The following is a 21,026-nucleotide window of genomic DNA, read 5'->3' on the forward strand; positions in this document are numbered from 1 at the left end:
ACATGGTCGATTTTTTGTAAACGCTTAATTTAAAAAAATCATTATCCCTATTTGTTACTATCCCTTATTATTTACGAACAGCTGTATGGATAAAAAACAACTTCTTTTAGCATCTCTAAAAAAGATGTCTCCTTTTGATTAGCGTTCACCTTCATTTTTGAAAGGCGTTCTCTATCGACTATAAAAGACTATTGAATAAAAACATGAAATAAAAATTGGTTTGTCTTGTGCTATTTCTTTCTGAGCAAAATAGTAAAAGTGATAAGTCCAATTTTACTGCTTATTGTGGTTTTGAAGAAGATTTTGTTTTATAGCTTTCGAAAATCACTCCTATTATTGCCGTCAATAACCTCCATTCGCTCCATATAACTAGAGTATTCTTTGGAGCAGAGCCAAATCCAGCATAAAAATAGGACCCAAAAAGTGTACTTTTTGGATCCTGCTTAATTTCTTTATTTCACTAACGCTTTGGCAGCATTTAGTTGTGGATCATTTTCTTTCAGTTGCTTGCGAATCTGTTCAATCAACTTATCTGTTGTTTTTCCAGTCATGACACCTGTTGGCTCAAGTCCATTATCACTTTGAAAGCGCTCGACGGCATAAGCTGTTTCGCTATCATAAAGCCCATCTACTTTTCCGACATTATAATCTAACGCCTTAAGCAGTTTTTCGACCACTTTTACTTGGTCACCGAAGTCGCCTTCCTTCATTTTTTTGCTACTTGAAGGTACTGTTAGCGTGGCATATTCAGGCATGCTAATCACTTTGTTCGGTGTAAGACCTTTCTTGTTAATCCAAGTTCCATCTGGTGTAAGCCATTTGGCTACCGTAAGTTTGAGCGTTGATCCATCATCTAAAGTTTGTGCCGTTTGCACAGTTCCTTTACCAAATGATTTCGTTCCAACAAGTTTGACGCTTCCTGATTCACTAGCAGCCGCAGCTAAAATTTCCGATGCACTCGCACTGCCATCATCAATTAACATCGTCGTTGGGACTTTCACTTTATAATCATCATTTACAGAACTATCTGCTGTAGCCGCTGATTTTTCTCCATTCCGGTCTTCCTCTTGTACAATCACTTTCCCATCAGGAACAAACATATTTGAAATCGCAATGGCTTGATCGAGTAACCCTCCAGGATTCCCGCGCAAATCAACAACGAGACCTTTCATGCCTTCCTTATCCAACTCTTTCAAAGCTTTCAGGAATTCTTCCCCAGTATTTTCCGAGAAGGTACTAATCGTGACATGCGCAATCTTATCGCTGCCCATTTCTTTGTAGACCGTTTCAACCGGAATTTCATCACGTGTTAATTTAAATTCCATCGGTTTCTCTACGCCATCTCGTTCGATCGTAAGTGAAACCGTTGTTCCTTTTTTGCCGCGGATTTTTTTTAATAGCCTGATTCGTTGTCTGACCTTTAATTGACTTTCCATCCACTTCCGTAATTCGGTCACGCGGTTTAATCCCGGCTTTTTCAGCTGGTGAATTTTTAATTGGCGAAACGACAATAATATGACCCTCTTCTTCGCCGATTTCAGCTCCGATTCCTTCAAAGCTAGAACTAATCGTATCATCAAACTCTTCCGATTCTTTCTTCGTCATAAAAGTAGAATAGGGATCATCAAGAGACGCAATCATGCCGCTAATTGCTCCCTCAGTAAGCTCAGCCGAGTCCGTTTTTTTTATAATAATTTTTCTTAATCGTATCGTAGGCATTATAGAGTTTCGTAAATTCCTTCCGTTCAGGAATTGAAACCTTCACTTGTTTATCATCGCCGAGTGACATCACAATCGTTGTGACAAGAGCCGTGACAAAAACAAATCCAAAAAGAAGCATAATAAACGGAAATAAACGCATTCGGACGTATTTGCTAGTTACTTGTTTCTTGCCCGTTTCTTCTTTTTCTTTATCTTGTTGCTCCTCACCATTTTGTGGGTTTTGATCCATCCACATTCACCACTTTCTATCTAGGTCCAAAAATCTTTTAAAATCACTTTAACTCTATTATTTTAACAGTTTTTCAAGCTAAATGATATCCTTTTTCATGAGAATTCAATGAGAATCTCAAAGCAGGAGTAACCTTAACCTTTCGTAATCTGCCTGACAAGCCCCATTAATGCCTCAACACTTGCTTGATCTCCCTTTTCTCCCGCAGCTTCAAAATTTCGCATTTCCTCTTCTAAAATAGCGAGCCCCACTTTCTTAAGGGCTTCCCTCGTTGCAGCGAGCTGCGTTAAAATCTCCTTCGCCGAACGCTCCGTTTCAACCATCTGTTCGAGGCCACGAACTTGCCCTTCCGCTCGTCTTAAGCGATTAACGAGCGCCTGTTTTTCATTTGCTTCCATCTTTTCAACTCCTCGCAAGAACCCGCAGATTCACTAAAAAACTGTCTTTTCTAAAGAAAAGACAGTCCTAGTTACGCTTGTTCAGCTTTTTTAAGCTTATCATCTAAAAGCTTCACATGTTCAAAAAATTCTTCTAACGTCCAGTTGTTTTTATAAATAATCGCAGCCACATCTTTACCCACATAGCGGAAATGCCAAGCTTCGTATTCATACTTTGTAACCTTCTCTTTTCCCGCAGGATAACGCAAGATAAAGCCGTACTTATGCGCATTTTCTTTCGCCCAGGTTCCTTCAGCCGTTTCACCAAATGCCGCTGAAAGTTCTAAGCCCGCACTTTTAGCTGACATATCCATCGCAAGCCCCGTTTGGTGTTCACTTGTACCGGGAACAGCAACCGCCTCGCCTGCTTTTGCTTCGCCTTTCGCTTTCACTTCGGCTTGATAAACCTCTTCTTGGCGACTATAAGAGCGATAACCAGAGACCGCATAAAGCTCATATCCCGCAGCTTTTGCTCCCTTAAACATCTCTTCAAGAGCAGTTCCAGCAACTTTTCTCATTTTCGCTTTTTCAATATCTGCATTTCCGAAAGAAAATTCGACATTGGGACGAACGAGATCGCTCGGAATATAAGTCGATTGCATCAAGTAATCTTTATTCGCTAAAATCAGTAGATTCGCTTCATTTTCAATGTACTCTGTCCCATTTCGTTCCACAAGCTTATTTTGTTTCGCGATAAACGGATAAAGCGGATCCTTTTTCAGTTTAGCCACTTCAGCAGATTCTGATTTTTGCGTGACCTTAGCTGAATCATTCGAATTGGCTTGACTGTTTCCGTCATCTTGTACCGTTTGCACCACTGAAAGCGCAAGCGCAAACGCAATTGAAATCATCGTATTCATTTAAAATATCATGCCTTTCCATTTTGAAAACTTATAAAGCCGCTTCAAGCGCCACTTCAATCATATCACCAAAAGTGGTTTGGCGCTCAAGTGCCGTTGTTTCTTCCCCCGTTAAAATGTGGTCACTCACTGTAAGAATTGCAAGCGCATTCCGGCCATACTTCTGAGCAAGCGTGTAAAGTGCAGCTGCTTCCATTTCAACGCCAAGTACGCCATAATCGGCCAGCTGTTTTTTATCCAGTTCATCATTATAAAAACGATCCGAAGAAAAAACATTCCCCACTTTGAGCGAAAGCCCCTTTCGAATTCCTGCATCATATGCTTTTTTAAGCAAATCAAAATTTGCCACCGGGGCAAAATCAACACCTGGAAAGGTATTTTGATTAATCCTTGAATCTGTTGAAGCCGCTTGGGCAATGACAACATCGCGAACTTTCACATCTTTTTGCAAAGCGCCCATCGTCCCAACACGAATTAAATTTTTCACATCATAGCTTTGAATCAGTTCATTCACATAAATCGAAATGGAAGGAATCCCCATCCCAGTTCCCATGACAGACACTCGTTTTCCTTTATAAGTTCCCGTATAACCGAGCATCCCTCGAACTTCATTAAACAAAATAGGTTCGCTAAAAAAAAGTTTCTGCAATATATTTAGCCCGAAGCGGATCTCCTGGAAGTAAAATAGTTTCCGCAATTTCTCCTTGTTCCGCTGCAATATGTACACTCATGAATCAAAAATCCTCCTTTATCTTAACGATTTTTTTCCTCGCTCAGTAAATACTCATCATATAACTCATCAAATAGCGTCATGCCGTTCAAATAAGGCGCATTTAATTCCAAATAGTCGCTTAGCACGTGATAGCTCTTGGCTTGTTTTGGAAAGCTGTGATCTTTATAAGCTGCATTGGCAAAGGCCGTTTTAGGATCACGTTTTTCCGGATCACGATAAGTCATTAAAAAATGATAAAAAGTCCGTCCCATAAGTCTCCTCCAACTTGTTTTTCATGTTCTTACTATAGAGGATTTTTTGAAAAACGTAAAGTTTGATTTTATAACGCGTTTAAAATTTCTTCACAGAGTTCATGAGTTAAAAGCGCATCTTGTTCCGCAATCGGTAGCTTCTGATGGTTTTTGACAGCTCCTAAAAACGCCTCGACAATTGGAATAAAGCCCCGCTTATAAAGCGTCTTTTCCCAATCTGGAAACCGCTCAAAGCGCTTCGTAATTCCAGTTCCAATTTCAAGTTCCTGCAAATTAGATACCGTGTATTTCCCATCACTTGTCAGCACTTCCACTTTTTCTTCACTTACGCCACTATTTCGATTCATAATCGCTGTTGCCACTTTTCCGTTCCCGCTACACTGAACAGTTAAACTTTCTAACAGTCCACTTCGGAAAACAGGATAAGCTTGGAAGGCCTCTACCTTGCCTCCTAATAAAAAGCGTACTGTATCCACCACATGAATAAAGTCATCATAAATAAAAGTACGTGCTTCTCCAGTGCTATCCGCCCTATTTTTCTGCATCACAATCATATTCGCATGGTCAAGCTGCTTCAACTCTTGATAGAATGGTGCAAAACGCCGGTTAAAGCCTGTCATTAAAGGAACCCCTAAACGCTCTGCAAGTGCTGTAAGTTCACGAGTTTCTTCAATTTGATCCGAAATCGGCTTATCGACATAAACAGCGATCCCCGCTTCAATAAACGGCCTTACAATCTCAGCATGAGTTTGTGTCGAACTATGTACAAAAGCAGCTTCAACACCTGCTTCAATTACGGAGGCAATCGAAGTATGAGCTTCTTTAAATCGGTATTTATTTTTTAAATGTTCCAGCTTTTCCGGATTCCTTGTATAAAGATGCACTTCAATTTCTTCCATTTCTGCAAAAACTGGTAAGTAAGCTTTTTGCGCAATCCCACCCAGTCCAACAATAGCTACTTTCATGTTAAGCTTCCTCCTTTAAAAAAGGCTCTTCGGAAACCATCCAAAGAGCCTATCCATTTTTATGAAAAGAGTACGCGATATTTGCCGTATCCTTCTGTTTCAAGATCTTCTACGGGAATAAATCGAAGTGCCGCTGAATTGATGCAATAACGTAGCCCACCTTTATCACTTGGACCATCTGGAAAGACATGTCCAAGATGTGAATCTGCATTTTTCGAACGGACTTCCGTTCGTCTCATGCCGTGGCTATCATCAAATTTCTCAAGCACTTCAGCCTCATCAATAGGCTTTGTAAAACTTGGCCAACCACACCCCGCATCATATTGATCCGTCGAAGAAAAAAGTGGTTTCCCGGAAACAACATCAACATAAATGCCTGGTTTGACATTATCAAAATACTTATTTTGAAAAGGCGTTTCTGTCGCATTTTCTTGTGTCACTTTGTATTCCAAATCTGAAAGTTCTTGTAAACGTTCTGCTTTTGTTTTTTGATCCATTGTCCTCATCCTTCCCAGTGATTTTGGATAAATTGATCTCTTCCAGAACCGCGACGGTAGCCTTCATAGTGCATCTTTTCTTTTTTATAAAAATCTTGGTGATAATCTTCTGCTGGATAAAAAGTGCTCGCAGGAACCACTTCCGTCACGATGGGTTTTTTAAAACGACCACTTGCGTCCAAATCTTTGACCGCTTGTTCAGCAATTTTTTTTTTGTTCTTCATTATGATAGAAAATCGCCGGACGATAAGAACTGCCGCGATCTACAAACTGTCCATCTGGATCAGTTGGATCCGTTTGTTGGAAATAAACTTGAACTAATTTTTCATAAGGAAACACGTCTGGATCAAATGTGATTTCCACCGCTTCCGCATGCCCTGTATTTCCACGACAAACTTCCTCATAAGTTGGATTTTCTGTTGTTCCACCTGTATAGCCGGAAACAACTTTCAAAATGCCGGGTTGAGTGTCAAATGGCTTGACCATACACCAAAAACAGCCTCCCGCAAAAGTTGCTTTTTCTAATTTTTTATCAGTCATATGCGTCACCCCTGTCTCCGTTTAATTAACGGGTACTAAAAGTGTAAACGAAATGTCATCTTTCTTCAAATCAAGTGCATCGACACGAACTTTCGTATCACCTTTCAGCTTCAATTTATTTAAATCCAGATAGATTTTTTGCTGTTTTGGAATGACCGTAACCCAATTTGGAAACTTATAGGTTTTATTGACGAAACTCATGACATAGGAGACAGGAAGCGGCAATGCGCCAACTGCCATATCTTTTAGTTTCAATACGACATCGCCATTTTTCTTAACTGAAGGAGAAAAAATCAACTTCATCTCAATCGGCTCATCAAAAATTTTGGCTTCTGCTTTAAAAATAACATTATTTGCGACATAAACATCATAACCGATATCTTCATCATCGCTAAAGTCGTCAATATATGTCTGAATGAGTTTGTTTAAATCTGCTTTTGAAGTACTCGTCGAAAACTCGACATTTTTATGATTGCTTTTTATCGCGGGAGTCGGTTCTTCTGTTGGATTGAGAACAAAAATAGATAAATAAATCCAACCAAAAAAACCTGCGATGATTAAGAACAGCGCTAAACAAACCCATTTCCAAAAATTGATTTTCCGTTTTAATTCTTGTTTTTCACTGCTTCTTGTTTGCTTTTCCGCCAAACGAATTCACCTTACTCTTTCTTTTTAGGAATCTTTCCCGCTTTCAGCTCTTTTATAATGGTGCTATCAAGCTTGTGAGCGATTTTTTCATACCCAGTATGATTCGGATGGAAATAATCGTCCGAAAGTAGAGGATTGGGTTTATCACGATTTTTTTTTATCGCGATTTTCAATCAACTGAGCAATCGGAACAAAGTAAGCATTTTTTTGTTGCTTGATGAACGCTTGTGAATTAGAATTCCAATTTGTAATGACTTCATCAAACTGTTTGATTTGACTAAAATAAGTGGTATAAGGATTGTAAACTCCCACAAGAAAAATCGGGGCATTCGGGTTATTTTCCCGAATGAGCGAGAAAACTTCCGTCAAGTTTTTTTGAAAATTCTCCTCTGCTTTAGTAAAGTCAGAAACTTTTACATCAAGCAATTTTGATTGGAGAACTTTCATCACATCATTTCCACCAATGGTCATTGTAATTACGTTTGCTTGTTGAACTGCTTTTTGAAAGTCGGGTTCCGTTTTTAGCCGTTTCAAAAGCTGATCGCTTCTGTTTCCCGATACGCCATAATTGCTCGTTTTGACACTTCTTACCTCTTTATGTTTAGCGAGTGATTTATCAAGAATGCCGACATAACCGCCAGCTTTTTTCTCATCGCCATCGCCTTCTGTTAGCGAATCCCCCATTGCAACTAGGGAAATCGGCGTCTTTTCTTCTTCCTTTTTTTGGTCAAGGTACTCTTTTAGCCAGAAGCCTCCAAAAATGATAGCTAGAAGAATAAGAACAGCCACGAGTAAAACTAGTAATTTTTTTTTTCGTCATCGCTTTATATCCTCACTTTATTCCGTGTAGTACATGACTGCAAAAGCGCCATTCCCAGCATGTGTTGCCACAACTGGATCAGCATCAAAAATGGGGATCGAAGAAATTCCAAGCAGTTTTTTAGCAGCAGTTTGAAATGCTTCTGCCATTTGTAAACCATTCGCATGCTCAATATCTAGCGCGACTATTTTTCTTTTTTCAGCCCCAACAAGTTCTAACAAGTAGTTCAAAATTTTCTTGTTACTCCTTACTTTCGCCGTTTCTTCCAGTTGTCCTTCTTTTAATTCCGCAATCAATTTAATATTTAACAGACTGCCTAGAAGCCCTTGTACACGCCCAACACGACCGCCTTTAATCAAGTTTTCAAGTGTGACAACCACGATGTATAACTTCGTTTTCGAGCGGATTTTTTCCATCCGTTCTTTGATTTCAGCCATTGTATGATTTCCAGACTGTGCCATTTTTGCCGCTTCAAGTACTTGAAAGGCTTGACCACGCGCGATAAAATTCGTATCGACAACTTCCACTTCTCCCGTAGTCATAAGAGCCGCTTGACTTGCCGTATTTACAGTTCCACTCAATTTTTCAGTTAGATGAATAGAAAGAACTTCATAACCTTCAGCTAGATATTTTTCATACAACTCAACAAACTTTCCAAGTGGTGGCTGTGAAGATTTGGGCAATTGTTTAGACTCGCGCATGAGTTCCATAAAAGATTCCGGTGTTAGTTCGTTTAAAGGATCATATGTCTTTCCGTCCACTTCTACAGAAAGCGGAAGTACTTCAATTTCATACTTCTCAGCTTCTTCTTTTGAAAGGCAGGCTGTTGAATCCGTAATAATTTTAATTTTTTTTAGTCATTTGGTCACATCCAATTTATTTGATACCCTCTATTATAACAGTTTCGCCACTAGAAAGATAAGAAAATTCTTTCCTTTCTTTTCCTTTTAGCGTATCATGAGAGTAACTTTAACGAATCAGGTGATAAAATGAATCCAAGTGTTTACCGCTTCAAAGAAGAACTTGCTAATTCGATTACGCACGGAATTGGCTTTTTGCTCAGTATCCCCGCGTTTATCTTTTTAATTCTTTACAGCGTCTCTAAAAATGATCCTTTATACTTAACAAGCTTTTTAATTTATGGCATCTCGCTCATGTTACTTTATTTATGTTCGACACTTCTCCACAGCTTTAAGCCTTCAAAAGTACGCCGCTTTTTTAACATCCTTGATCATGCCTCCATTTATTTACTAATCGCTGGCTCTTACACTCCTTTCGCGCTTATCACTTTGAAAGGCACACTCGGTTGGACGCTTTTCGGTGTCATATGGGGACTTGCGATTTTAGGCATCCTTTACAAGATCTTTTTTCTAGAAAAATGGCGGATTTTATCTACTATCGTCTATGTCATCATGGGCTGGTTAGTACTCCTTGGCATTAAGCCGCTCTATGCAGGACTCAGTCCATCTGGATTTTTCCTTCTCCTTACAGGAGGAATCATGTTTACAGTCGGCGCTTTGCTTTATAGTTTTCCAAAAATCCCCTATATGCATGCGATTTGGCACTTGTTTGTCATCATGGGAACCACTTTCATGTACTTCTGCATTTTATTTTATGTCTAGCGAAAACCAGGATACTTTCCTGGTTTTTTTGTATAGACCAATTATAATTTATTCTTTAATCCTCTTAAATCCTCCTACTAGATCACTTTTAATAGTATGACACATTTAATGCTTGATTTTAATTATGTCATACTATATAATTTCCGTGTAACCTATTTACAAGAAGGAAGTGATTCTTATTCAACTTTCAGAACGTCAACATGCGATTATGGCGTTTGTAAAAAAGAATGAGCCTGCCACTGGTGACCAAATTGCACGTTTTTTAAAATTAACTCGTGCAACGATTCGCTCCGATCTTGCCGTTTTAACAATGACGGGAATCTTGGATGCGCGTCCTAAAGTAGGCTACTTTTATTCCGGACTAGAAAAAAACCCCGGTTTATTCGAAGACATTCGCAATTTAAAAGTCAGTGAAGTGATGACACATCCCATTCTTGTTCCGAAAGAAATGAGCGTCTATGATGCCATTGTTCAGCTTTTTCTAGAAGATTCTGGTAGCCTCTATGTGGCTGAAGAGGCACGTCTCATCGGGCTTGTTAGCCGTAAAGATTTGTTAAAAAGTACGATTGCTGGTTCCAATACAAAAGAAACGCCGATTGTAACAATTATGACGCGGATGCCTAACTTATTGACAATCAAAAAGACGGATCCCGTATTAGATGCTGCACTTTCTATCGTGTCGCATCAAGTGGATTCGCTTCCTGTTGTTGAAGCAGAAGATCAGATTATCGGTAAGCTTTCTAAATCGAGTATTGTAGAACTTTTTGTGACAACTTTGAAAGAAGAAAATTAGCAGGAGGGGAATTATGAAGCAACCTGTCGTTATTTATGTAATTTCGGATGCGATTGGAGAAACGGCTCAACATACTATTCGAGCCGTTACCGCCCAGTTTGATTTTGATGAACAACCGGATATCCGGCGGCATGCCTTTATTCGTGATGAAGCGGCCCTACTTGAAACATTGGAGGAAGCAAAGGTGGCAGATGGAATTGTCGTCCAGACACTGGTTAGTTCTAAGCTTGCTCGCTACGCCAAATCTTATTGTGAACAAGAAAAAATAGCCAATATTGATTTACTTACCCATCTTACAAAAGCAATTGAAGGAAAAACAGGGCTCCATTCAAAAGAAGATCCGGGAAATATGCGTCGTCTTGACAGCGCTTACTTCGACCGGATTGCCGCAATTGAATTTGCTGTGAAATATGATGACTGCAAAGACCCACGTGGTTTGCTTGAAGCGGACATCGTTCTTGTCGGGGTTTCAAGGACTAGCAAGACCCCTCTTAGTAGTTACTTAGCGAACCAAAATTTTAAAGTGGCAAATGTCCCTCTTGTCCCAGAAATCCCCTTGCCTGAAGAACTTTTTAAAATTCCTGCAAACAGGATTATCGGGCTTACAACAACTCCAGAAAAGCTTGGGCGGATTCGCCGGGTTCGTCTCCGGTCGATGGGTCTTGATGAAATGAGCAATTATTCAAGCGACAGACGAATCCTTGAAGAGTTGGAATTTGGTTATGAAACCTTTAAAAAGCTGAAATGTCGAGTTATTCACGTGGAAGATAAGGCGATTGAAGAAACTGCTGCTCTTGTGCAAGAAATGATTGAAGAGAAATAAAAAATCTATTTGTTGAGGTGAAGACAGTGAGGAAATTTGTTTATCAGTTTAATGAAGGTTCAAAAGACATGAAAGTACTTTTAGGTGGAAAAGGAGCTAATCTTGCTGAAATGACCAAGATTGGTTTACCGGTACCACCAGGATTCACGATTGGAACTGATGCCTGCAAAGATTACAACGATAATGAACAAACGTTATCGGAAGAAATTTTTGATGAAGTCCTCGCTCATTTAAAACTACTTGAAGAAAAAACGGGTAAGCAATTTGGTTCAAATGAAAACCCACTTCTGGTTTCTGTCCGCTCGGGGGCGCCTGTTTCCATGCCTGGAATGATGGACACGATTTTAAATCTTGGTTTAAATGATAAGGCGGTCCAAGGGATGATTCATCAAACGAAAGATCCCCGTTCATCGCTTGACTCATACCGCCGTTTCATCCAAATGTTTGGAGATGTTGTAAGAGGTATTCCTTCTTACAAATTTGAAGAAGCCCTTTCACTGATCAAAAAACAAAAGGGTTACGCACAAGACACAGAATTAACACCGGATGATCTTGAAAAACTTATTACCACTTACCAAGGACTCTATCTCGAAAATGGATCCGAGCCTTTCCCGCAAGACCCGCTTACGCAACTTAGGCTCGCGGTGCAATCGGTTTTTGATTCCTGGATGAACCCGCGTGCTGTCGTTTACCGTCGGCTCAATGATATTGATCCTAATTTTGGAACCGCTGTCAATATTCAAGCGATGGTTTTTGGCAATACCGGAAATAAAAGTGGCACAGGGATTCTTTTCACACGGAACCCGTCCACTGGTGAAAAATCGGTCTTCGGCGAATTTCTGATCAACGCCCAAGGTGAGGATGTCGTTGCGGGGATTAGAACACCAGAGGATATTTCTAAACTTGAAAGTCACATGCCGGATGCTTATCATGAGCTTTTGGAAACCTGTGAGCTTCTTGAAAATCATTACTTAGACATGCAAGATATTGAATTTACCATCGAAAAAGAAAAGCTCTTTGTCTTGCAAACACGAAATGGGAAACGGACGGCTCAGGCTTCGGTACAAGTCGCAGTAGACCTTGTGCATGAAGGAAAGATCAGTCGTAGCGAAGCGATTGAGCGCATTGATACCAAACAAATTGATCAACTGCTCCACCCCACTTTCGAGAAAAAAGCACTTGAAAAAGGAGAAGTTATCGCAACGGGGCTTCCTGCAAGTCCTGGAGCGGCATTCGGGAAAATCTACTTTGATGCGAGTGAAGCTGTGGCAGCGGCCGATTTGGGTCAAAAGGTGATTCTCGTCCGGAATGAAACCTCTCCTGAGGACATCGAGGGTATGGCAAAAAGCGAAGCCATTCTGACAGCACATGGTGGCATGACGTCCCACGCGGCTGTTGTCGCTCGTGGAATGGGAAAATGTTGTGTCGCCGGCTGTTCGGAAATCGACATTAATGAAAAAAGAAAAAACGCATTCTAACAAGTTCAGGGGTCACACTGCATGAAGGCGATGCGATTTCACTGGATGGCTCAACTGGAATGGTTTACTTGGGTGAAATTCTTTTGACAGAAGCGGAAATTGGTGGTCATTTCGATGAGCTCATGGAATGGGTAAACGAAGTGAAGCAGCTTGATATTCGCGTCAATGCAGACACTCCGAATGATTTACTGACTGCGATCCATTTTGGAGCGGAAGGCATTGGTCTTTGCCGCACGGAGCACATGTTTTTCCATGAAGAACGAATCGCTTATGTGCGCCAAATGATTGTTGCAGAAAGTTTGGAAGAAAGGAAGCGTGCACTCACTCACTTGAAGGAAATGCAGAAGGACGACTTTACACAACTTTTCCGTATCGCAGAAGGAAGACCGGTTAATATTCGGCTCCTTGATCCACCTCTCCATGAGTTTTTGCCAAAAGCAGAAAAAGATTTGGAAAGGCTTGCACAAGATACAGGAAAAACACTTGCAGAAGTTAAAAAACGAGTTAACGAACTAGCAGAATCAAATCCAATGCTTGGTCACCGTGGCTGTCGCCTTGCTGTAACTTATCCAGAAATTTATAAGATGCAAGCAGAAGCGATTATGGAAAGTGCCGTTCAGATTCATGATGAAGGTCAAAAAGTCTTTCCTGAAATTATGATTCCTCTTGTTTCTTCTAAAGAGGAACTGGCTTTTGTGAAGCAGGAAATTAAAAATTCTGTTCAAGCTATTTTTGATCGCGAACGAGTGCTTCTTCCGTATGATATTGGAACGATGATTGAGATCCCACGGGCTTGTGTAACGGCAGATGAAATTGCGAAAGAGGCTCAGTTCTTTAGTTTTGGAACGAATGATTTGACTCAGCTTACTTACGGCTTCTCGCGTGATGATGCTGGCAAATTTTTACCGAGCTACGGGGAGCGTGGTATTTTGGAAACAGATCCTTTCCAAACGCTTGATACAGCTGGCGTGGGGGCATTAGTCGAAATGGCAGTTTCTCGTGGGCGAATGACCAATCCTAATATGAAAATGGGGGTTTGCGGCGAACACGGCGGGGATCCTCGCTCGATTCACTTCTTCCATAAACTTGGATTGAAGTATGTTTCTTGCTCGCCGTTCCGTGTTCCTATTGCGCGTCTTGCAGCGGCGCAAGTCGTTTTAAAAGAACAAGCACAACTACAAAAAGCGTAAACACTAAAAAAAAACACGTTCATGCGCATTTAAGCGCGTGAACGTGTTTTTGCTTTTTCTAGCGTTTGCATCGTTTGTGTTTCTACTTGGCACGCAATATTTTGTTCAGTAAAAAGTGTAAGCAGAGCTTCTTCTAAGTGGGGTTCTTGTGTATTTCTGGTTAGGTTGATTCTTAGTTCACCATTAAAACTGCAGATCCCCATGTTATAAGGTGTCTTAGAGCGCGGGCTTAAAATAAAATCAAAGTGTTCAATATAACGCGCCATTTCCTCTGGCACTTTGATTACACCCAAATTAGAAAGCGTCAGGCAAGTGGTTTTTTCGCTTATAGAAAAAAAAGAATTTCATCAAATGATGTTTTATAAACAAGGGAGTGCGTTTGATGATTGGATTTTGTTCTAATCGAACATTTTGACTGATTCTTGCGCGCAGTTGTTTTTCTGATAAAGCTTCATTTAATTGCTGCCTAATAGTGTGCGCGATACTTACAAAATGGAGCCCCTCTTTTTGGGGATCGATTTCTGGTTTGGCATAGAGAACAAAGTTGCGTAAGGTTTGGCTTGGAAAGAAGTTGCGTAAGTTGATCGGTAAGAAAAGTTTAATGAGGCGATCTCTTTGTTTTTTGTCTGCCTTTTGATTGATAAGGATTGCTTCAGCCACGAAAGCCGCGATTAAAACGGTCAAGCTCACCCCCAGTTTCTTGCCTAATGGTTTCAGTTCTTCGACTGGTACTTTTATGGTTGTAAGATGTAAGGTTTCTCCTGCTGCTTCACGAAATTGATAGACTTTTTTTACTTTTTTTCTTTTGCCAGATTTTGAGGCTTGGCATCTGCTATTTCAAGGTATTCATCTGTTAGTTCTGCTTCACGCGGTGTTTCTTTTCGGTCAAGAATCCCGTCAACTAGCGGAATGACTGCCTCATCTTTCCGTGTAAAATATTCTGCGAGAAGCGTTTTTAAGAAAAGTTCTCCACCTCGCCCATCTGTTAAAGCGTGAAAAATTTCGACGTGAATCGCTTTTGAGGCATACAACACGCGAAAAGCACATTGTTCGAGCTCCTGATTAGACATGTAGCCTAACAGCACATTTTGTTCTGGTAAAACTTGTGGGGCTCTTTTAACAGCTGACTGGTAATACCAAAAAGCGCCTTTATGAATCCGAGCCGCAATTGACGGAAAACGTTTGACGGTAACATTTAGTGCTTGTTGTAAAATTTTCGGATCTACTGGATCTTTTAAGGAAACGGATAAGCGAAACAAATTGATCCACTTTTTATTTTTGGAAGCTAGGTGAATAATAGATGTATTATCCAGTTTCATATCGCCTTTCGTCTGTTCATATTTAGATTGCAACGACTGGGTCACCCTTCCTGCATGTTTTTAAAGCGTTTCATTAAATTTAATTTCATAGCAAAATGCTAGTTTACGATAATAGTCTCTTTCAACAAAATCCGTTGGTTTGATTTTAGCAGCTGAGTCCCTGAAGTATTCAAGCTCTGCGAATTGTAAGATTTTATAAACAAATTGTGAGCAAAACATGATATTCGGCCGAAGTGATACTTTCGTAACTAGGCCTACAAGGTTATAGGCACTTCCTTTTTCATTGATTTCTCTAACTTTATCTATAATAAGTCGCTTTTTTTTCTTTAGGTGCTTGGAGCTCGTAAACGATGACAGAAGCATCACTTTTTTTTATTGAACGAAGTGATCTTTTCTTGGTTGAGCCCTGGCAGTGTGATATTTTCCCCACCGTTATAACTGATGATTGTCTTCAAATCTCGGTCAAAACTTAAGGAAACGTGATTATAAGCTTTATTCGTAAACAGTGAAATCACTTCACTTGCCGGACTTCCCGTACTGGAAATCACAATATAGAGATGCTCATCTTTTAAGGATTTTTCGCACTCTTCAAAATAAGCTTCTGTTAAAGTGTTTTTGTTTAAGTATTTTGTATAACTATGTCTTGGAATATCTTTTAATATCTCATTCAAATTATCTCTAGATAATGAGTTTTTACTTTTTTTGCCATTTTGTTTTGTAACCGGCTCCGATCAAATACACTTCTCTTAACATTTCAAAACTGATAGAAGTCGCTTCTTTGATAGAAAACTCACGTTGAAGTGTATACAGGTAATGAAAATAGCCGATCAAAAATGGAACAAAAATCATCAGTATAGCTGCTACCTTTTTTATGGTAAAGACCATCCAGCTATCTCCACCTGAAAATAAATATAACGCAGTCAGTACTTGTTGTAAGGCTAAGATAATTAAATAAAGAAACGACAAAGCCAGTTTCGTCCGGACTTTACTTTTTGAAAACCAAAGATAAGCGAGTAGAATAGCAGCTGCGATTGAATAGATCACAGCAAAAGGTGCGAGACTCCGTGTAGTGACTAAAGAAAATAAAACACAAAAAAAAGCAAATACGGCATCCAGCGAATATAGATTTTTTTTTACGTGCAACTTGTTGCTCCCCTTCCCCCATGAAAAGTTAGTTCAATGGCCTAATTCCATTAATAAAACTAAGCTTGATAACTTACTATACCATGAAAAATTGATTTTTATCGCTTTTTTCAACATTTTGTCAAATTTTATCGATTTACTTGCTTACAGTAACATTTAGGTTCTCTTTTTTCCCCTCTTTTTTCAAAATCAAAAGATTGACTTTTTGTCTGAAGCCCTGTATTCTTATATCTGATAATTCTTATCGGATTAATAAGTTTAAAAGGGGGAGTCAGATTGAACACTGCTTTTGTCATACTTAATTTAGTTGTTGCACTTTTTATCATCGGTCTTTTTATCTGGATGCAAAAACGACACGTTTCCTTCTCAAAACGTGTCCTTCTTGCTCTTGCAGTTGGGATTGTAGCTGGCTTTATTTTACAATGGATTTACGGCATGGGAAGTAGTGTCACGAAAGAGACGACGGACTGGCTTGGAATTGTTGGCGGTGGTTACGTTAAACTTTTACAAATGATTGCTATTCCATTAATTTTCATTTCGATTATCGCAGCCTTTACACGATTAGAATTAAAAACCAATATTGCGAAAATCGGGATTTGGATCATCGGCACACTTCTTGTTACGGCAGCGATTGCTGCTGTTATCGGAATCATCGCAGCACTTTTATTCCACTTAAATGCCGATCATATTTCGCAAGGTTCTGTTGAGCTTTCTCGTGCCAAAGAACTTCAAGGTAGTTTAAAAGAAATGGGGGATGCGACACTACCAAGCCGAATTCTGGAATTATTTCCTGCAAATCCATTTCTCGATCTTACCGGAGCAAGAGCCACTTCAACCATTGCTGTTGTTATCTTCTCTGTTATTATCGGCATTGCTTTTCTCGGCGTACAGCGGAAACAACCTAAGGAAGCGGCCCTTTTCGCACGTGGTGTTGATACGATTTATGCGATCGTGCTGAGAATCGTTCGGTTAATTCTTCGCCTCACACCTTATGGGGTTTTTGCGATTATGACAAATACAGTTGCGACAAGTGATGCGACAGCTATTTTAAAACTAGGGAATTTTGTCTTAGCCTCTTACGCAGCACTGATCGTTATGTTCATCATTCATCTTTTAATTGTTTCCTTTACAGGAATTAGCCCACTTACTTATGTGAAAAAGACACTACCTGTGCTTACCTTTGCTTTCACATCAAGAACGAGTGCTGGAGCGCTTCCGATGAATATTGAAGCTCAAAGAAGCCTTGGTGTTCCAAATGGAATCGCTAATTTCGCCGCTTCATTTGGTCTATCAATTGGTCAAAACGGATGCGCAGGGATTTATCCTGCTATGCTTGCCATCATGATCGCACCAACTGTTGGCATTGATCCAACGTCCATTAGCTTTATTTTAACCGTAGTTGCTGTTGTCGCGATTAGCTCATTTGGCGTAGCTGGAGTTGGGGGCGGTGCAACATTTGCTGCAATCATTGTTCTTTCGACGCTAAACCTTCCTGTTGGATTAGCAGGTGTCTTAATTTCGATTGAACCACTAATCGACATGGGGCGTACTGCTCTTAATGTCAGTGACAGCATGGTATCAGGAATCGTTACTAGTAAAGCAACGAAAAATCTTGAAAAAGAACCTGAGGCGAAAAGAAAATTACCGCCTAACGAAAAAGAGAAAGTGTCGGAATGACACTTTCTCTTTTTGCATGGTTTGAAATTCAATATAAAAGTCCCGTTTGATCTCTAAAAAATAGCGCAAATCATTCATAAACTGAAATAAAACAGCCCGATTTTCAAATTCTTCGCGGGAAACGGGAAGTTCACTTTTGCGAAAATCGTGAACCATCTTGTTTACCCCGATTACGAGCTCCTCAGCTGGATTATCTTCACTTAATTCAAGCGCCGTTTTCTCCGTTAACCGTGATAAAATCCGACTGGGTTCGCTAACCCCTTGAAAGGCTGCAGAATGTCGTTTCATTTGTGTTAACACACGGAACTGAACAAGACGCATATCCACATACTTTAGAAAATAAGGTGAACTTTTCAAAAAGGAGTTTTCCATATTGCGGAGAGCATTTGCCTCAAGATTTTGAAGTAATTGCTTCAGTTCATCAAATCGGTGGTCAAATTCCAAGTATGGCTCTTCCCCGCGGAGCCGCTGTGCCATTGAAAACAAAATTTGACGCATAAGTAGCTCCACTTTTTTCTGATCCGCTCGAATGCCTTGATCTAGTTTCGGCATATATAAGTTAAGTAAAATCGCAATTCCTGCCCCCACAATCATGAGTGCCATTTCGTTTACAAACCAGTGCAAAGCAAGGGATTTCTCAACTAGAATATGTGTCACAAGAACGGAACTCACAACAATCCCATCTGTTACTTTCAGTCGTACAGCAAGCGGAATGAAAAGAAGTAAGTATAAGCCAAAGCTAATGGCATTGTAGCCAAAAAATCAAGAATAATACGGCAGAAATGGACAGCGCTAACACAGTTGAATAGACACGCTGAATCGCTAGCAAGAGTGAGCTTTTTTTTGGTATTTTGTATACTTAAAACGGTAATAACCCCTGCCGAAACCGCGTAATCCAATTTTAGGAATTCGGCTATGAAGATGGCAAGTGTAGCTCCAAACGCAGTTTTAAGCGTCCGCATCCCTAGTTTCATAGTTTTCTCTCTCCTTTTCCACATGAAAAATCTTGAAGACTAGGCTTCAAGATCGATAGCTCATTTATTCATCACGGGCTTCTGATAGTCGCTTTTTGATGAAAAGTGCGAGAAGCACGGCTACGCTAATTCCGATCACCCAATAAATGACTGTGCTAAAAGAATCTATTGCTGCTGCTGCTTTTCCAAACGACTCGCCAAGGAAAGCTCCTAGGCTAATTAAAATCGTGTTCCAGATTAAGCTCCCAAGCGTTGTTAACACAATGAAACTACGAAAAGGCATACGCGCCATTCCAGCTGGAATTGAAATCAAACTCCGAATGAGTGGAATCATTCGACAGAAAAATACAGCTCGCCCTCCGTAGCGTGCAAAAAAAGCATCGGCTTTATCAATATCAGATTCTTTTAAACGTAAGATTTTCCCATATTTCGTAACGATACGTTTGATGCGCTCTTTTCCAAAATAAAGTGAAATCGAATATAATAATACCGCTCCAAGCACGGAACCAAAAGTGGCAGAAACAATCACAAGAAAAATATTCATTTGTGTAATCGTCGTCATAAAGCCGCCAAATGTTAAAATCAGTTCAGAAGGAATCGGTGGAAATAAATTTTCAATCGTAATTAAAATAAAAACTCCGAAATAGCCAAGTTCATTCATAACATTCGTAATCCAAGCTTCCATAGATTCACTCCTTAAAAAAATCAAGTACTTACTTTATTTTTATCATACCGTAAATGGACCTCGTCCGCAAGTTTTAACTAGAAAAAATTTCTCGCTCTAGCACATGGCAGAGCGAGAAAGGATCTATCCTAAAATGGAAGCACGAGTTGCGGGTATTCGGCAAAAAAAAGTTTTTAGTTTTGCTTCTAAAAGTTCTAACGTTCCTTCTTCATCTAGTTCAATGTTAAGTGGCATAACGGGTTCGTGCAAGCTCATTCGTAGTAGCAACCAACCCGAACCAAACTCATTGGAAAGATCAACTCGGACTCCTTCATGATTTGCAGGCACTAACTCAAAACCAGCTGTTTGTTGAACAAATCGCTGGAAAGAAGCGAGCACGTCAGCCCCGTATGCTTTGAAATGATGGGCCTTTATTTGAATTCGAAATTCATGACTTTCAGCAGGTACGACCAAATTTTTCGTCAAATCACTTAAATCTTGGTTTTGCTGCTTCAACTGCGCATATTTCACAAGAATTTTGGCGACAAGATAGGCGCCGTCATCCAAAAAGTAATTTTCTTTTAAAGCAGCATGCCCACTTACCTCGATCGCTAATTCTGATTCTTCCCCTGTTTCATTCAACCGAATCGCTTCATTGATTACATTCCGGTAACCCCGTTTAAAGCGATGTTGTTTCCCGCCGAGTTCACGAATAAAAGTTTCCAAGTGACTCGAAGTTGTCGAGTCCGTTACAATGGTTGATTCTGGATGTGATTCTAAAACGATAGCAGAAATGACAGCAATTAAAGCATTCCGGTTCAGGCTTTCCCCCAATTTATCTACAATTGCCGCCCGGTCCACATCTGTATCAAAAATAATGCCAAGGTCTGCCTTACTTTCAAGGACAGCCGTACGCAGACTTGCCATCGCTTCATCATTATCCGGATTCGGAATATGGTTTGGAAAATGTCCATCCGGATCAAGAAACTGGCTGCCCGTCGTATCTGCACCCAGCGGCTCGAGTACTTTGCCCGCAAAGAATCCCCCAGCGCCATTTCCAGCATCCACAACAATTCGACTTCCAGCAAGCGGTTCCTCCCCGTTTCCTGCTTGATTTCGAATTTTTGTTACTAAATCCGCAGCATATGTATCCATCAAATCGATTTTCCGCACGGACCCAGACTGAGTTTGCGAGATCTCTCCTTCACCATTTTCGAGAATAAACTGGATATCTTCTTTTTCAGCACCGCCCGCTTTCGTAAATAGCTTGATGCCGTTGTAAAAATAAGGCAAGTGACTCGCTGTAATCATAATCCCAGCGTCTGCTTGAAAGCTCGCATATTGAGTTGCCATAAATAGTGCAGGTGTTGTTGCAAGTTCCGCATCTAAAATATCGACGCCACCTGCTTTTAAAACCGACACCAGTTTAGCCTTGATTCGCTCAGCAGAAAGCCTACTATCATGTCCGATAGCGACCACTATTTTTTCTTTTGGAGTTTTTTTCTTTTGCAAGAACACTAAGATGCCACGTGCAATCTTACCAATCGCCTCATCAGTTAGTGTCAGTTGATGCTCCTCTGTTTCTAGACCAATCCCACGAATATCCGATCCATTTTGCAAAGCTGAAAGTTCTTCTTTCAT

At 40.2% G+C, this 21,026-nt stretch carries 19 protein-coding genes and 6 pseudogenes; 5 read left to right on the forward strand and 20 right to left on the reverse strand.

All coding sequences use genetic code 11. The features are described 5' to 3' along the window. Positions 1-452: 452 nt before the first annotated feature. The 11 genes and pseudogenes from MAQA_RS04260 to MAQA_RS04310 all read right to left on the reverse strand — a co-directional run bounded on the left by MAQA_RS04260 (position 453) and on the right by MAQA_RS04310 (position 8,550). Positions 453-1,951, reverse strand: a pseudogene (locus MAQA_RS04260) (lmo1851 family serine protease). Between the two features lie 134 nt (positions 1,952-2,085). Continuing rightward, positions 2,086-2,349 (reverse strand): metal-sensitive transcriptional regulator, encoded by a 264-nt coding sequence (locus tag MAQA_RS04265; protein ID WP_036071713.1) that lies wholly within the window; start codon positions 2,347-2,349, stop codon positions 2,086-2,088. A 71-nt stretch (positions 2,350-2,420) separates the two neighbouring features. Then, positions 2,421-3,248 (reverse strand): M15 family metallopeptidase, encoded by an 828-nt coding sequence (locus tag MAQA_RS04270; RefSeq protein WP_036071715.1) that lies wholly within the window; start codon positions 3,246-3,248, stop codon positions 2,421-2,423. Positions 3,249-3,279: 31 nt separating this feature from the next. Next, positions 3,280-3,979 (reverse strand): annotated as a pseudogene (deoD, locus tag MAQA_RS04275) (purine-nucleoside phosphorylase). 22 nt (positions 3,980-4,001) lie between these two features. Next, the gene (locus MAQA_RS04280) at positions 4,002-4,232 is read right to left on the reverse strand and encodes a YozE family protein (RefSeq protein WP_036071717.1); all 231 of its coding nucleotides are present in this window, start codon (positions 4,230-4,232) and stop codon (positions 4,002-4,004) included. Positions 4,233-4,300: 68 nt separating this feature from the next. Continuing rightward, positions 4,301-5,197, reverse strand: coding sequence for a Gfo/Idh/MocA family protein (locus MAQA_RS04285; protein WP_036071720.1), 897 nt, complete (start codon positions 5,195-5,197; stop codon positions 4,301-4,303). A gap of 59 nt (positions 5,198-5,256) precedes the next feature. After that, positions 5,257-5,694 carry a peptide-methionine (R)-S-oxide reductase MsrB gene (gene msrB / locus MAQA_RS04290; RefSeq protein WP_036071723.1) on the reverse strand — a complete coding sequence of 146 codons (438 nt, stop codon included), beginning with the start codon at positions 5,692-5,694 and terminating at the stop codon, positions 5,257-5,259. Positions 5,695-5,699: 5 nt separating this feature from the next. After that, positions 5,700-6,234 (reverse strand): annotated as a pseudogene (gene msrA / locus MAQA_RS04295) (peptide-methionine (S)-S-oxide reductase MsrA). Between the two features lie 21 nt (positions 6,235-6,255). Next, positions 6,256-6,882, reverse strand: a complete 627-nt coding sequence (locus MAQA_RS04300; protein ID WP_036071725.1) for a YpmS family protein — start codon at positions 6,880-6,882, stop codon at positions 6,256-6,258. Positions 6,883-6,893: 11 nt separating this feature from the next. Beyond that, positions 6,894-7,671: pseudogene (locus MAQA_RS04305) on the reverse strand (SGNH/GDSL hydrolase family protein). A 48-nt stretch (positions 7,672-7,719) separates the two neighbouring features. Next, positions 7,720-8,550, reverse strand: coding sequence for a DegV family protein (locus MAQA_RS04310; protein ID WP_036071727.1), 831 nt, complete (start codon positions 8,548-8,550; stop codon positions 7,720-7,722). A gap of 141 nt (positions 8,551-8,691) precedes the next feature. Here MAQA_RS04310 and trhA point away from each other — a divergent pair, with 141 nt between their 5' ends. From trhA to ppdK, 4 genes and pseudogenes are all read left to right on the forward strand, one after another. Beyond that, the gene (trhA, locus tag MAQA_RS04315) at positions 8,692-9,324 is read left to right on the forward strand and encodes a PAQR family membrane homeostasis protein TrhA (RefSeq protein WP_036071730.1); all 633 of its coding nucleotides are present in this window, start codon (positions 8,692-8,694) and stop codon (positions 9,322-9,324) included. A 169-nt stretch (positions 9,325-9,493) separates the two neighbouring features. Continuing rightward, a complete protein-coding gene (gene ccpN, locus MAQA_RS04320; protein ID WP_173400305.1) occupies positions 9,494-10,117 on the forward strand; it encodes a transcriptional regulator CcpN in 624 nt (207 codons plus the stop codon). A 13-nt stretch (positions 10,118-10,130) separates the two neighbouring features. Then, positions 10,131-10,940, forward strand: coding sequence for a pyruvate, water dikinase regulatory protein (locus tag MAQA_RS04325; RefSeq protein ID WP_036071732.1), 810 nt, complete (start codon positions 10,131-10,133; stop codon positions 10,938-10,940). Positions 10,941-10,966: 26 nt separating this feature from the next. After that, a pseudogene (ppdK, locus tag MAQA_RS04330) lies at positions 10,967-13,608 on the forward strand (pyruvate, phosphate dikinase). Positions 13,609-13,637: 29 nt separating this feature from the next. Here ppdK and MAQA_RS13565 read toward each other — a convergent pair. From MAQA_RS13565 to MAQA_RS15300, 5 genes are all read right to left on the reverse strand, one after another. Continuing rightward, the gene (locus MAQA_RS13565; RefSeq protein WP_149023303.1) at positions 13,638-13,886 is read right to left on the reverse strand and encodes a hypothetical protein; all 249 of its coding nucleotides are present in this window, start codon (positions 13,884-13,886) and stop codon (positions 13,638-13,640) included. Between the two features lie 16 nt (positions 13,887-13,902). Beyond that, complete coding sequence (locus tag MAQA_RS13570) at positions 13,903-14,292, reverse strand: hypothetical protein (RefSeq protein WP_052008461.1); 390 nt, start codon at positions 14,290-14,292, stop codon at positions 13,903-13,905. Positions 14,293-14,399: 107 nt separating this feature from the next. Further along, positions 14,400-14,960: a hypothetical protein gene (locus tag MAQA_RS13575; RefSeq protein WP_052008462.1), complete on the reverse strand. Its 561-nt coding sequence runs from the start codon at positions 14,958-14,960 to the stop codon at positions 14,400-14,402. A 329-nt stretch (positions 14,961-15,289) separates the two neighbouring features. Further along, on the reverse strand, positions 15,290-15,598 hold the full coding sequence (locus tag MAQA_RS15295) for a hypothetical protein (RefSeq protein ID WP_241463086.1): 309 nt from the start codon (positions 15,596-15,598) through the stop codon (positions 15,290-15,292). 22 nt (positions 15,599-15,620) lie between these two features. Then, positions 15,621-16,070, reverse strand: coding sequence for a hypothetical protein (locus MAQA_RS15300; protein WP_036071735.1), 450 nt, complete (start codon positions 16,068-16,070; stop codon positions 15,621-15,623). Between the two features lie 276 nt (positions 16,071-16,346). Between MAQA_RS15300 and MAQA_RS04350 the strand changes: the two genes are divergently transcribed. Next, positions 16,347-17,747 (forward strand): L-cystine transporter, encoded by a 1,401-nt coding sequence (locus tag MAQA_RS04350; protein ID WP_036071737.1) that lies wholly within the window; start codon positions 16,347-16,349, stop codon positions 17,745-17,747. Here the strand turns inward: MAQA_RS04350 and MAQA_RS04355 are convergent. From MAQA_RS04355 to MAQA_RS04365, 4 genes and pseudogenes are all read right to left on the reverse strand, one after another. Beyond that, positions 17,712-18,350: a hypothetical protein gene (locus tag MAQA_RS04355; RefSeq protein WP_420911933.1), complete on the reverse strand. Its 639-nt coding sequence runs from the start codon at positions 18,348-18,350 to the stop codon at positions 17,712-17,714. The genes MAQA_RS04350 and MAQA_RS04355 overlap by 36 nt on opposite strands. A gap of 6 nt (positions 18,351-18,356) precedes the next feature. Continuing rightward, positions 18,357-18,745: pseudogene (locus tag MAQA_RS15305) on the reverse strand (aromatic acid exporter family protein); the annotation flags it as partial. Positions 18,746-18,785: 40 nt separating this feature from the next. Further along, positions 18,786-19,406, reverse strand: coding sequence for a DedA family protein (locus MAQA_RS04360; RefSeq protein WP_036071739.1), 621 nt, complete (start codon positions 19,404-19,406; stop codon positions 18,786-18,788). Positions 19,407-19,529: 123 nt separating this feature from the next. Next, entirely contained in the window at positions 19,530-21,026 is a 1,497-nt protein-coding gene (locus MAQA_RS04365) for a phosphohexomutase domain-containing protein (protein WP_036071741.1), read from the reverse strand.

The organism is Listeria aquatica FSL S10-1188 (genome assembly GCF_000525795.1).
Lineage (GTDB): Bacteria > Bacillota > Bacilli > Lactobacillales > Listeriaceae > Listeria > Listeria aquatica.